This is a genomic window from Streptomyces sp. NPDC002742 (assembly GCF_042888885.1).
Classification (GTDB): Bacteria; Actinomycetota; Actinomycetes; order Streptomycetales; family Streptomycetaceae; genus Streptomyces.
In genome coordinates this window covers 44,743-57,564 of sequence record NZ_JBIAQF010000008.1, presented here as the reverse complement: position 1 = coordinate 57,564, position 12,822 = coordinate 44,743, and the positions used below count along the sequence as shown (strand labels likewise).

At 70.3% G+C, this 12,822-nt stretch carries 9 protein-coding genes; 8 read left to right on the top strand and 1 reads right to left on the bottom strand.

The genetic code is table 11. The features are described 5' to 3' along the window. Positions 1–33: 33 nt before the first annotated feature. Positions 34–981 (bottom strand): hypothetical protein, encoded by a 948-nt coding sequence (locus tag ACFYW8_RS16075; protein ID WP_365874387.1) that lies wholly within the window; start codon positions 979–981, stop codon positions 34–36. A gap of 238 nt (positions 982–1,219) precedes the next feature. Here ACFYW8_RS16075 and ACFYW8_RS16070 point away from each other — a divergent pair, with 238 nt between their 5' ends. The 8 genes from ACFYW8_RS16070 to ACFYW8_RS16035 all read left to right on the top strand — a co-directional run bounded on the left by ACFYW8_RS16070 (position 1,220) and on the right by ACFYW8_RS16035 (position 12,821). After that, complete coding sequence (locus ACFYW8_RS16070) at positions 1,220–1,636, top strand: hypothetical protein (RefSeq protein ID WP_389074212.1); 417 nt, start codon at positions 1,220–1,222, stop codon at positions 1,634–1,636. Positions 1,637–1,820: 184 nt separating this feature from the next. Continuing rightward, on the top strand, positions 1,821–4,070 hold the full coding sequence (gene uvrC, locus ACFYW8_RS16065) for an excinuclease ABC subunit UvrC (protein WP_389075100.1): 2,250 nt from the start codon (positions 1,821–1,823) through the stop codon (positions 4,068–4,070). Next, on the top strand, positions 4,067–5,086 hold the full coding sequence (gene rapZ, locus ACFYW8_RS16060) for an RNase adapter RapZ (RefSeq protein ID WP_365874393.1): 1,020 nt from the start codon (positions 4,067–4,069) through the stop codon (positions 5,084–5,086). The genes uvrC and rapZ overlap by 4 nt, the downstream gene beginning before the upstream one ends. Next, positions 5,083–6,153, top strand: coding sequence for a uridine diphosphate-N-acetylglucosamine-binding protein YvcK (gene yvcK, locus ACFYW8_RS16055; RefSeq protein ID WP_365874395.1), 1,071 nt, complete (start codon positions 5,083–5,085; stop codon positions 6,151–6,153). The genes rapZ and yvcK overlap by 4 nt, the downstream gene beginning before the upstream one ends. Beyond that, positions 6,144–7,133 (top strand): DNA-binding protein WhiA, encoded by a 990-nt coding sequence (gene whiA, locus ACFYW8_RS16050; protein WP_365874397.1) that lies wholly within the window; start codon positions 6,144–6,146, stop codon positions 7,131–7,133. Before yvcK ends, whiA begins: the two co-directional genes overlap by 10 nt. Before the next feature lie 189 nt (positions 7,134–7,322). After that, positions 7,323–10,280 carry a M14 family zinc carboxypeptidase gene (locus ACFYW8_RS16045; protein ID WP_389074203.1) on the top strand — a complete coding sequence of 986 codons (2,958 nt, stop codon included), beginning with the start codon at positions 7,323–7,325 and terminating at the stop codon, positions 10,278–10,280. A gap of 191 nt (positions 10,281–10,471) precedes the next feature. Next, entirely contained in the window at positions 10,472–11,482 is a 1,011-nt protein-coding gene (gene gap, locus ACFYW8_RS16040) for a type I glyceraldehyde-3-phosphate dehydrogenase (protein ID WP_365874401.1), read from the top strand. A gap of 127 nt (positions 11,483–11,609) precedes the next feature. Beyond that, positions 11,610–12,821 (top strand): phosphoglycerate kinase, encoded by a 1,212-nt coding sequence (locus tag ACFYW8_RS16035; protein ID WP_389074199.1) that lies wholly within the window; start codon positions 11,610–11,612, stop codon positions 12,819–12,821. Position 12,822: the final 1 nt, after the last annotated feature.

Below are 12,822 nucleotides of genomic sequence, written 5' to 3'. Positions count from 1 at the left end.
GCCAGGCGGCCGCGCCCGTGCCCGCGTGTGCGATCACTCCCAGTCCCATCCGATCCCCACGATCCCCGACCGCACGCGCGGCTCGACCAGATGCACCGAGCGGTGCCGACCGCTCAGCGTCAGTTCCTGGCGGCCACTGCGCGGCGCGGCCGCCGAGTGCTGGGAGAAGCGGTGGCAGCGCACGGGCAGGGCGTTCTCGGTGAAGTGCACCTGGAGCGCGTACTGTCCGCCCGCGAAGCCGAACCCGCGGACGTATTCGCTCGACGCCCCGGCGGTACCGTCCTCGAAGGCATAGCGGAAGAGGAACGTATCGCCTGCCCGCAGCCTGGTGTCGAAGAGCAGTTCGGCGACGAGCACGCCGGTGTCGCGGTGCCAGCGCACCCGGCCCGTACGGCAGTTCTCCAGAGCCCGGACCGCCGTCCGCTCCGGTGCGCATCCCGGGTCGCCGTGATGGATGGCCACATAGCGGTCCACGCCGTCCTTGTGGGCACGCACTATGTGGTGCGAATCGCGGCCCAGCAGTTCGCGATGGGCGCCTATGCGGACCCGTTCGTGATGGCCGATTGTGTGCAGACCGCCGTCGAGCGGGGATTCCAGTTCCGCCAGCAGCCGTTCCAGGACACCGGAGGCCTCCACCAGGGAGCGGTACGAACGCCTCGTGGGGCGCTCCGGATCCGAGCGCTCCTCGGCCTCGGCCAACAGTCTGATCAGGGACTCGTCGGGCAGCTGGAGTATCTCCTCCAGGGCGCGGACGGCTCGCAGCGACTCGGGGCGCTGGGGGCGCCGGGCGCCCTGCTGCCAGTAACTCAGGCTCGTCACGCCGACCTTGACGCCGTACCGAGACAGATGGTGCTGGACGCGTTGCAGAGGCAGCCCGCGGGCGGTGATCGCGGCGCGCAGAGCGACATGGAAGGGCCCGCCCCGCAGGGCCGTTTCCAGTTCCGCCGTGGCGACGTCCGCGTGCTGTGTGCCATGCCGCATGCAGGGGCCTCTCTGTGGATGCTCACTACGGCTGGTCAGGCCGTTCGAGCGGTTCGTCGGCGCTGCCCGGTGGGCGCGCGGGGGCTGTTCACAGGCGGGTTTCGCCGTTCACGCCCCGAGTTCCCCCGCATTGAAGCGTGTTGACCAAGTCCCGACAACACCTGATGCTCAACATGGCTCACCGCAGCCCCCCGGACGCGCTCCTTCCCTCCTCGACCCCCACTCGGGAGCAGACACGATGCGCCACAGACGACGACTCGTCGCTCTCACCGCGGTTCTGGCCGCCCTGGGCGCCACCCCGGCGACCGCGGCCGTCGGCCGCGCGGCCGGCCACTTGGGCACGTCCGTGCACGCGGGCCGGCTTCCGGGGTCAGCGTTCACGCGGCTCGGCGCGGCGGCCGGACCCGACGCGCTCCGGGTGGCCGGACCCGGCGCAACCCGGGTGGAGCGCGGAGAGCGCGGGGACGGCCGGGGCCCTGGCAGAGACGGCCGGGGCCCTGGCGGGGACCGAGGACCCGGGCGCGGAGGCGTCCGTACCGGCGGTACGGATCCGGCCGACCCCTTCGTCGTGGTGGCGTCGGCGACGGCCGGGGTGGGCGCCCTCGTCGCGCTCGTCCTGAGCGTCTCGCGGGCCCTGCGCAGACGCCGCGGCTGACACCGCGAGGGGCCGCCGAGAGCCGGACCGGAGCGTTCGGCGCGGAGTCCGCCCCCCGGCGGGCCGTGAGAACACCGTCGTGCGGGCCGGACGACCGTCGTCGTCACCGTCGGTCGATGTTCCCGAAGTCGCACCGGCGCGGTCTCCCACCTTCTGTCCACAGGGGGGCCGGGAGCCGACCGCGCTGTCGGCCCACGCCAGTAGGGTGTGTGACATGGCCGACCCCTCCAGCTACCGCCCCAAGCCGGGACAGATCCCGGACTCCCCCGGGGTGTACAAATTCCGCGACGAGCACCGAAGGGTGATCTACGTCGGAAAGGCGAAGAGCCTGCGCCAGCGCCTGGCGAGCTACTTCCAGGACCTGGCGAATCTCCACCCGCGCACCCGCACCATGGTCACCACGGCCACGTCGGTGGAGTGGACGGTCGTGTCCACGGAGGTCGAGGCCCTTCAGCTGGAGTACTCCTGGATCAAGGAGTACGACCCCCGGTTCAACGTCAAGTACCGCGACGACAAGAGCTACCCCTACCTCGCCGTGACGATGAACGAGGAGTTCCCGCGCGTGCAGGTGATGCGCGGCCACAAGAAGAAGGGTGTGCGCTACTTCGGTCCCTACGGGCACGCGTGGGCCATCCGCGACACCGTCGACCTGCTGCTGCGCGTCTTCCCGGTCCGTACCTGCTCCGCCGGTGTCTTCAAGAACGCCTCCCGCACCGGCCGGCCCTGCCTCCTCGGCTACATCGGCAAGTGCTCCGCGCCCTGCGTCGGCCGGGTCTCGGCCGAAGAGCACCGCGACCTGGCCGAGGAGTTCTGCGACTTCATGGCGGGGCGTACGGGGACGTACATCCGCCGGCAGGAACAGCAGATGATGGACGCGGCCGAGGAGATGGAGTACGAGCGCGCGGCCCGGCTGCGCGACGACATCGAGGCGCTGAAGAAGGCCATGGAGAAGAGCGCGGTCGTCCTCGCGGACGCGACCGACGCCGACCTCATGGCCGTCGCCGAGGACGAGCTGGAAGCCGCGGTGCAGATCTTCCACGTGCGCGGCGGACGCGTGCGCGGCCAGCGGGGCTGGGTCACGGACAAGGTGGAGGCGGTCACCACGGGTGGCCTCGTCGAGCACGCCCTCCAGCAGCTCTACGGCGAGGAGACGGGCGACTCCGTCCCCAAGGAGGTGCTGGTCCCGGCGCTGCCCGAGCCGGTGGAGCCCGTTCAGGAGTGGCTCACCGCGCGCCGCGGATCGAACGTGTCGCTCCGCATCCCGCAGCGCGGCGACAAGAAGGCGCTCATGGAGACCGTGCAGCGCAACGCGCTCCAGGCGCTCGCCCTGCACAAGACCCGGCGCGCCTCCGACCTGACCACGCGCTCGCGGGCCCTGGAGGAGATCGCGGAGGCGCTCGGCCTGGACAGCGCGCCACTGCGGATCGAGTGCTACGACATCTCGCACCTCCAGGGCGACGACGTGGTGGCCTCGATGGTCGTCTTCGAGGACGGGCTCCAGCGCAAGGGCGAGTACCGGCGCTTCCAGATCAAGGGCTTCGCCGGCCAGGACGACGTTCGCTCCATGCACGAGGTGATCACCCGCCGCTTCAGGCGCTACCTCGTGGAGAAGGAGAGGACAGGGGAGTGGACGGACGGCGAGAACGCCGTTTCAGGTGCTTCCCAGAGCCTCGCCTCCGAGAGCCTCGCCTCCGGGACCCCGCTGCCGGAGACCGCTGCCTCCGGAACCCTCGACTCAGGGACCGCTGCCTCCGGGACCTCACCCTCCGGGACCTCACCCTCCGAGATCGACGCCTCCGGGACCCCCCTCTCCGTGAGTCCCTTCTCCGAGGACGACGGCCGGCCCAAGCGCTTCGCGTACCCCCCGCAGCTCGTCGTCGTCGACGGCGGCCGGCCGCAGGTCGCCGCCGCCCAGCGGGCCCTCGACGAGCTGGGCATCGACGACATCGCCGTGTGCGGACTCGCCAAGCGCCTGGAGGAGGTGTGGCTGCCGGGCGAGGACGACCCGGTGGTCCTGCCGCGCACCAGCGAAGGCCTGTATCTGCTCCAGCGGGTCCGGGACGAGGCCCACCGCTTCGCGATCACCTACCAGCGCGCCAAGCGGGCAAAGCGCTTCAGGTCGGGCCCCCTGGACGACGTGCCGGGCCTGGGCGAGTCCCGCAAGCAGGCACTGATCAAACACTTCGGTTCCGTGAAGAAGCTCCGGTCCGCGACGATCGACCAGATCTGCGAGGTTCCCGGCATAGGACGAAAGACGGCGGAGACCATCGCCGTGGCCCTCGCCGAGGCGGCTCCGGCCGTACCCGCCGTGAACACGGCGACTGGAGAGATCATGGAAGACGACGAACACGCGGCGCCCGAAACGACGGCGGGCCCCGCGGAGGAGCCCGTGACCGCGGGCGCCTCGGACGAGCGACGGGGGCAGGAGACATGACCGAGAACGACGCGCGTGAAGAGGAACGCCCGGCGCGGGGCCAGGAAGAACGCACGGAAGCCGGCGAAGACCACGCGGAGCGGGAAGCACCACGGGAAGACGGAGAACAGGTGGGTACGGGCATCGAGACGGCCGGAACGGGAGTTCCGGATGCCGTCATTCCCGAGCTGGTGATCATCTCCGGCATGTCCGGAGCCGGCCGGTCCACGGCCGCCAAGTGTCTGGAGGACCTCGGCTGGTTCGTCGTCGACAACCTGCCGCCCGCCCTGATCCCCACCATGGTGGAGCTCGGCGCCCGCTCCCAGGGCAATGTGGCACGGATCGCGGTCGTCGTCGACGTACGCGGCCGGCGGTTCTTCGACAACCTCCGCGAATCCCTCGCAGACCTGGAGTCCAAGGGCGTCACCCGGCGGATCGTCTTCCTGGAGTCCTCGGACGAGGCCCTGGTGCGCCGCTTCGAGTCCGTGCGCCGGCCGCACCCCCTCCAGGGCGACGGCCGCATCGTGGACGGGATCGACGCCGAGCGCGAGCTGCTGCGCGAGCTGCGCGGCGACGCCGACCTGGTCATCGACACCTCCAGCCTGAACGTGCACGAACTGCGCGCCAAGATGGACGCCCAGTTCGCCGGTGACGAGGAACCCGAGCTGCGGGCCACCGTCATGTCCTTCGGCTTCAAGTACGGCCTCCCGGTCGACGCCGACCTGGTCGTGGACATGCGCTTCCTGCCCAACCCGCACTGGGTTCCCGAGCTGCGCCCCTTCACCGGCCTCAACGAAGAGGTCTCGGCGTACGTCTTCAACCAGCCCGGAGCCAAGGAGTTCCTCGACCGCTACGCCGAACTGCTCCAGCTCATCGCCGCCGGATACCGCCGCGAGGGCAAGCGCTACGTGACCATCGCGGTCGGCTGCACCGGCGGCAAGCACCGCTCGGTGGCGACCGCCGAGAAGCTCGCCGCCCGCCTTGTCTCCCAGGGCGTGGAGACCGTGCTCGTGCACCGGGACATGGGGCGAGAGTGACCGGACGTACCACCCTGCGGCTGAGCCGGCTGCGCCGGGAGATCCCCGGGGTCCGAGCCACCCAGCCGGTCGCGGCGCGCGGCGCCAGGCCGCGCCGCCGCGGCGCCCAGCCCAAGGTCGTCGCCCTCGGCGGCGGCATGGGGCTGTCCGCCTCGCTCGCCGCGCTGCGCCGGATCACCGGCGACCTCACCGCTGTCGTCACCGTGGCCGACGACGGCGGTTCCAGCGGCCGCCTGCGCGACGAGCTCGGCGTCCTCCCGCCCGGTGATCTGCGCAAGGCGCTGGCGGCGCTGTGCGGCGACGACGACTGGGGTCAGACCTGGGCCCGCGTCATCCAGCACCGCTTCCAGTCCAAGGGCGAACTGCACGAACACGCGGTCGGCAATCTGCTGATCGTCGCCTTGTGGGAGCAGCTCGGCGACCATGTCCAGGCCCTGGACCTGGTCGGCAAGCTGCTGGGCGCGCACGGACGGGTGCTGCCCATGTCCGCCGTGCCCCTGGAGCTCCAGGCCCTGGTCAGGGGGCACGACCCGGACCGGCCCGACGGGGTCGAGACGGTCCGGGGCCAGGCGAATGTGGCGCTCACGCCCGGCGAGGTCCAGTCCGTGCACGTCGTACCGCACGATCCGCCGGCCGTGCCCGAGGCCGTGGCCGCGGTCCTCGACGCGGACTGGGTGGTTCTCGGCCCCGGCTCCTGGTTCTCGTCGGTCATACCGCACCTTCTGGTGCCCGAACTTCTGGACGCCCTCATCCAGACGAGGGCGCGCCGGGTACTCTCCCTGAACCTCGCCCCGCAGCCCGGAGAAACCGAAGGCTTCTCCCCGCAGCGTCATTTGGAGGTTTTGGGACGACACGCCCCTAAACTCGCCCTGGACGTGGTGCTGGCCGACGAGGCCGCCGTGCCCGACCGCGACTCTCTCGCCGACGCCGCCCAGCGGTTCGGTGCCGCGGTCGAGCTGGCGCCGGTGGCCCGGACCGACGGATCTCCGCGGCACGACCCGGAACTGTTGGCCGCCGCGTACGACCGTATTTTTCGGATGCATGGAAGGATCGGCCCATGGCGATGACGGCAGCGGTGAAGGATGAGATTTCCCGGCTCCCCGTCACCCGGACCTGCTGCAGGAAGGCGGAGGTCTCCGCCGTTCTGCGGTTCGCCGGCGGCCTTCACCTGGTGAGCGGCCGGATCGTGATCGAGGCGGAGCTGGACACCGCCATGGCGGCGCGCCGCCTGAAGCGGGATGTCCTGGAGATCTTCGGCCACACCTCCGAACTGATCGTGATGGCGCCCGGCGGGCTGCGCCGCGGCTCGCGCTATGTGGTGCGCGTCGTCGCGGGCGGTGACCAGCTGGCCCGCCAGACCGGGCTCGTGGACGGGCGGGGCCGCCCGATCCGGGGGCTGCCGCCGCAGGTGGTCTCGGGGGCCACCTGCGACGCCGAGGCGGCCTGGCGCGGGGCCTTCCTGGCCCACGGCTCGCTGACCGAGCCCGGCCGCTCCTCGTCCCTCGAGGTGACCTGCCCGGGGCCGGAGGCCGCGCTCGCGCTGGTCGGCGCCGCCCGGCGGCTTTCGATCGCCGCCAAGGCCCGCGAGGTGCGTGGGGTGGACCGGGTGGTCGTCCGCGATGGCGACGCGATCGGCGCGCTGCTGACCCGTCTCGGTGCGCACGAGTCGGTGCTGGCCTGGGAGGAGCGGCGGATGCGCCGCGAGGTCCGCGCCACGGCGAACCGGCTCGCCAACTTCGACGACGCCAATCTGCGCCGCTCGGCACGCGCCGCCGTCGCGGCCGGGGCCCGGGTCCAGCGCGCCCTGGAGATCCTCGCGGACGAGGTGCCCGAGCATCTCGCGGCCGCCGGGCGGCTGCGCATGGAGCACAAGCAGGCCTCCCTGGAGGAGCTGGGCGCTCTCGCCGACCCGCCGCTGACCAAGGACGCCGTCGCGGGCCGTATCCGCCGGCTGCTGGCGATGGCCGACAAGCGGGCGCAGGATCTCGGGATCCCCGGGACGGAGTCGAGTCTGTCCGAGGAGATGGCGGACAACCTCGCGGGCTGACCCGGACCGCGGGACGGTGTGAAAAACGTGCGGGATTACCTGACAGAAGCTCAATATGCCGGTGCCGACGTCCGCTTGGGGCGTCGGCACCCGTGTCCGTCCGCCCGCGAGGCACCCTTGACTTGACCTTGAAGTGTCATGAGCCTGGCATCTGTTCGCTGCTGTGGCGAACCAGTGCAAGGGGGGCTCATGAGACGAAGAGCGAGCGCGATCCTCGCTACCGGCGCGCTCCTGCTGGGCGGTGCGGCCGTGGCGCCGATCGCCCAGGCGCAGAACGACAGCTCGCCCGAGCCCGGCGCGAACGCCGTGAAGGTGTTCCGCGCCGAGGTCACGAAGCAGCAGGTACCCCTGCTGCTCGCGGCGGGCCAGGACGGTCACGAGCTCGGCGACACGACCTGGAAGAACGGCAGGAGCACGGTCGAGGTCTACGTCACCGACCAGCAGGCCAGGAAGCTGGAGAAGCAGGGCGTCGACCTGAAGGAGCACACGCTCTCCGCCAAGGCCGAGAACCGGGTCGAGGGCGCCGCCCAGGGAGTGTTCCGCCCGTACAGCGGGAAGGGCAACCTCCAGGAGGAGATCATCAGGACGGGTGAGGCCAACCCCGGCCTGACCAAGGTCGTCTCCATCGGCAAGACCGTGAACGGCCAGGACATCCTCGCGCTCAAACTGACCAAGGGCGCGAAGAAGACCAGGGACGGCGCCAAGCCGTCGGTGCTGTACATGTCCAACCAGCACGCGCGCGAGTGGATCACGCCGGAGATGACGCGGCGGCTGATGCACTACTACCTGGACAACTACGCCACGGACAAACGCGTCAAGAAGATCGTCGACTCCACCGAGCTGTGGTTCGTCCTCTCGGCCAACCCCGACGGTTACGACTACACGTTCAAGGACGCCGACGCCCGCCAGTGGCGCAAGAACATGCGGGACGTGAACGGCGACGGCGTCATCTCCACCGGGGACGGCGTCGACCTCAACCGCAACTTCGCCTACAAGTGGGGCTACGACGACGAGGGTTCGTCCCCCAACCCCACCAGCGAGACCTACCGCGGCGCGAGCCCCGGTTCCGAGCCCGAGACCAAGGCGCTGGACGCCTTCGAGAAGCGCGTCGGCTTCACGTACGGCATCAACTACCACTCCGCCGCCGAACTGCTCCTCTACGGAGTCGGCTGGCAGGTGGCGACACCCACCCCGGACGACGTTCTCTACAAGGCGCTCGCCGGAACCCCTGAGAAGTCCGCTGTCCCGGGGTATCACCCGCAGGTCTCCTCGGAGCTGTACACCACCAACGGCGAGGCGGACGGCCACGCGGGCAACGTCAACGGCATGGCGATGTTCACTCCCGAGATGTCGACCTGTCAGACCGCGTCGGACCTCGACCCGAACGACGGTTGGAACGCGGCGGACTGTGCCTCCGTCTTCACCTTCCCGGACGACGAGAAGCTGATCGAGCAGGAGTTCGAGAAGAACGTCCCGTTCGCACTCTCCGTCGCCGAGACCGCGGCCCACCCCGACCAGCCGTCGTCATCGGTCGGTCTCGACGCCCCCGACTTCACCCCCGCCGCCTTCTCCACCTCGTACTCCCGCGGCGCGGACCAGGAAGTCTCCGTCGTCGTCCGCAAGTCCGTACGCGACAAGGAACTCAAGTACCGCGTCAACGGCGGCCGTACGCTCGACATGGCGCTCAGGCCCTGGCGGGGCGGCGAGACCTACGGCGGCACGGACAACCTCTACTTCGACGAGTACCGCGCCAAGGTCGAGGACGGCGGCCCGGGAGACAAGGTCGAGGTCTGGTTCACCGGCGAGACCAGGAGCGGGAAGCCCACCTCCAGCACCCACTTCACGTACACCGTGGCCCAGCGGCCCCGGGCCGACGTGCTCGTGGTCGCCGAGGAGGGGGCGGCCGCCACCCAGGCGCAGACCTACGTCGACGCGCTGAAGGCCAACGGCAGGAAGGCCCTCGTCTGGGACGTCGCCACCCAGGGCGCGCCGGACGCGCTCGGCGTCCTCGACCACTTCGGGACCGTCGTCCACTACACCGGTGCCCTGCGGCCCGGCAACGCCACCCAGCTCCAGCTGCGGGCCTTCCTCAACGAGGGCGGCAAGCTGGTCGAGGCGGGCGAGCTGGCCGGCGGCAACGTCGACCTCGGCGGCGGCACCCTCTCGAACGACTTCAGCCAGTACTACCTGGGCGCCTACTCCCGTACGTCCACTCCCGGCGCGAGCGGCTTCACCGGCTCGGGGAAGCTCGGCGGCGCCACGGGAACGCTCGGCGACACGCCCGGCAACCCGCTGAACGCGGCGGGCACCTACGGCGTCACCTCGGACTCGCTCGCCGCCGCGCAGTACCCGCAGTTCGCCTCCGGCGCGGGAGCGGGCCAGTTCAGTGGGACCGTCAACCCGTACGGGCCGTACGCGGGCTCGTACATGGCCGCCGCGGTCCACACCGACGACGCCTACAAGCGCCTCACCCGCACCATCGACCTCACCGGGGTCGGTGCCGCCGACAAGCCGACGCTCCGTTCCCAGCTGCTCTGGGACACCGAGCCCGGCTACGACCACGCGATCGTCGAGGTCCACACGACCGGGGCCGACGACTGGACCACGCTTCCCGAGGCGGGCGGTGCCACCTCGGCCACGGTCCCGACCGAGTGCGAGGCCGGCTTCCTCGCCCGGGAACACCCGTGGATCAAGCACTATCTGACGGTGGGCGCGGCCGGCTGCACCGCCACGGGTACCAGCGGTGCGTGGAACAGCTTCACCGGCGCCTCAAGCGGCTGGCAGCAGGTCGCCTTCGACCTGAGCGCGTACGCCGGCAAGTCGATCGAGGTCTCGTTCAGTTACGTCACCGACCCGGGTTCGGGCGGCCACGGCCTCCTTGTCGACAACGCCTCCCTCGTGGTCGGCGGCGCCGCCACCGAGACGGAGGGCTTCGAGTCCTCCCTCGGTCCCTGGAGCGTCGCCGGCCCGCCCGCGGGCAGCCCGGCCGTCCTGCGGGACTGGGCACGCACCGGAGAACTGTTCAAGACATACGGAGCGGTCACCACGGACGACTCCGTACTGCTGGGCTTCGGCCTCGAACACGTCGGTTCGGCGGCCGACCGCGCGGCCCTGATCGGAAAGGCGCTCTCGGCACTCAACAGCTGACTGTGCGTGACAATCGCATGAACAGCGCGGGTGATCCGTACCCCTACTGGCGGGTACGGATCGCCCTGCCGTGTATGGCCCTACTCGATGTCACTCCGGGGGCTCCAGGGAGGTAGGGTCGGACTCGGTCGGGGACATCCCATACAACTCGCCGACATCTGAGTCGGCGTACCTAACGAGGAGATCGGTTCGTGACGATCCGCGTAGGCATCAACGGCTTTGGCCGCATCGGTCGTAACTACTTCCGCGCGCTGCTGGAGCAGGGTGCTGACATCGAGATCGTGGCTGTCAACGACCTGGGTGACACCGCGACCACCGCCCACCTGCTCAAGTACGACACCATCCTGGGCCGCCTCAAGGCCGAGGTGTCGCACACCGCCGACACGATCACCGTCGACGGGCACACGATCAAGGTCCTTTCCGAGCGCAACCCCGCCGACATCCCGTGGGGCGAGCTCGGTGTCGACATCGTCATCGAGTCGACCGGCATCTTCACGAAGAAGGCCGACGCCGAGAAGCACATCGCCGGCGGCGCCAAGAAGGTCCTCATCTCGGCTCCGGCCAAGGACGAGGACATCACGATCGTGATGGGCGTCAACCAGGACAAGTACGACCCGGCGAACCACAACATCATCTCCAACGCCTCCTGCACCACCAACTGTGTGGCGCCGATGGCCAAGGTTCTCGACGAGAACTTCGGCATCGTCAAGGGCCTGATGACGACGGTTCACGCGTACACGAACGACCAGCGCATCCTGGACTTCCCGCACTCGGACCTGCGCCGCGCCCGCGCCGCCGCCGAGAACATCATCCCGACCACGACCGGTGCCGCCAAGGCCACCGCCCTGGTCCTCCCGCAGCTCAAGGGCAAGCTGGACGGCATCGCCATGCGCGTCCCGGTCCCGACCGGTTCGGCCACCGACCTGGTCGTGACGCTGCAGCGCGAGGTCACCAAGGACGAGGTCAACGCCGCGTTCAAGAAGGCCTCCGAGGACGGCGACCTCAAGGGCTACCTGGCGTACACCGAGGACGAGATCGTCTCCTCGGACATCGTCAGCGACCCGGCCTCCTGCACCTTCGACTCCTCCCTGACCATGGTCCAGGAGGGCAACACGGTGAAGATCCTCGGCTGGTACGACAACGAGTGGGGCTACTCCAACCGCCTCGTCGACCTCACGGTCTTCGTCGGCGGCCAGCTCTAACTCCCAGAGCAGGCACCTCGATGTGAGCCAGGGCTCGGGCAGCGCGACGCCGCGCTGTCCGAGCCCTGTGCTACGTAGTGATCGATCAGCCCTCTCGGATCTGAAGAGCCCTCCTAGGAGTCCCTTTATGAAGACGATCGACGAGCTTCTCGCCGAAGGCGTGGCCGGCAAGCGGGTCTTCGTCCGCGCCGACCTCAACGTGCCGCTGGCCAATGACCTCATCACCGACGACGGCCGCATCCGCGCCGTCCTGCCCACCGTCAAGGCTCTCGCCGAGGCGGGCGCCAAGGTCATCGTCGCCTCGCACCTGGGCCGCCCCAAGGGCGCCCCGGACCCGGCGTTCTCGCTGCTCCAGCCCGCCGAGCGACTCGGTGAACTGCTGGGCGCGCCGGTCGCGTTCGCGCAGGACACCGTCGGCCCGGCCGCCCACGACGCGGTGAACGGCCTCCAGCCCGGCCAGGTGGCGGTCATCGAGAACCTCCGCTTCAACGCCGGTGAGACGTCCAAGGACGACGCCGAGCGCGGCGAGTTCGCCGACCGGCTGGCCGCCCTGGCCGACGTCTACGTGGGCGACGGCTTCGGCGCGGTGCACCGCAAGCACGCCTCCGTGTACGACCTCCCGGCCCGTCTGCCGCACTACGCCGGCTACCTCATCGCCACCGAGGTCGGCGTCCTGAAGAAGCTCACCGAGGACGTCAAGCGGCCCTACGTCGTCGCGCTCGGCGGCTCCAAGGTCTCCGACAAGCTGGCCGTCATCGACCAGCTGCTCGGCAAGGCCGACCGCATCCTGATCGGCGGCGGCATGGCCTTCACCTTCCTCAAGGCCAAGGGCTACGAGGTCGGCACCTCCCTGCTGCAGGAGGACCAGATCCCGGCCGTCACCGAGTACATGGAGCGCGCCGAGAAGCTGGGCGTCGAGCTGGTGCTCCCGGTCGACGTCGTGGTCGCCCCCGGATTCCCGGACCTGAAGGCCAAGGCGCCCACCGAGCACACCGTCGTCGACGCGGAGCGGATGCCCGAGGGGCAGCTCGGCCTGGACATCGGCCCGAAGACCGGCGCCCTGTACGCAGCCAAGCTCGCCGACGCCGAGACCGTGTTCTGGAACGGTCCCATGGGCGTCTTCGAGCACCCCGACTACGCCGAGGGCACCAAAGCGGTCGCCCAGGCCCTGGTCGACTCCAAGGGCTTCACCGTCGTCGGCGGTGGCGACTCCGCCGCCGCCGTGCGCACCCTCGGTTTCGACGAGAACGCATTCGGCCACATCTCGACCGGTGGCGGCGCCTCCCTCGAATACCTCGAGGGCAAGACGCTCCCCGGCCTCGCCGCACTGGAGGACTGAC

What these genes read in the sequence shown, in the direction of transcription:
- ACFYW8_RS16045 (WP_389074203.1), top strand. Translation starts at nt 7,323, where the DNA reads ATGAGACGAAGAGCGAGCGCGATCCTCGCTACCGGCGCGCTCCTGCTG.
- ACFYW8_RS16070 (WP_389074212.1), top strand. Translation starts at nt 1,220, where the DNA reads ATGCGCCACAGACGACGACTCGTCGCTCTCACCGCGGTTCTGGCCGCC.
- rapZ (WP_365874393.1), top strand. Translation starts at nt 4,067, where the DNA reads ATGACCGAGAACGACGCGCGTGAAGAGGAACGCCCGGCGCGGGGCCAG.
- ACFYW8_RS16035 (WP_389074199.1), top strand. Translation starts at nt 11,610, where the DNA reads ATGAAGACGATCGACGAGCTTCTCGCCGAAGGCGTGGCCGGCAAGCGG.
- ACFYW8_RS16075 (WP_365874387.1), bottom strand. Translation starts at nt 981, where the DNA reads ATGCGGCATGGCACACAGCACGCGGACGTCGCCACGGCGGAACTGGAA.
- whiA (WP_365874397.1), top strand. Translation starts at nt 6,144, where the DNA reads ATGGCGATGACGGCAGCGGTGAAGGATGAGATTTCCCGGCTCCCCGTC.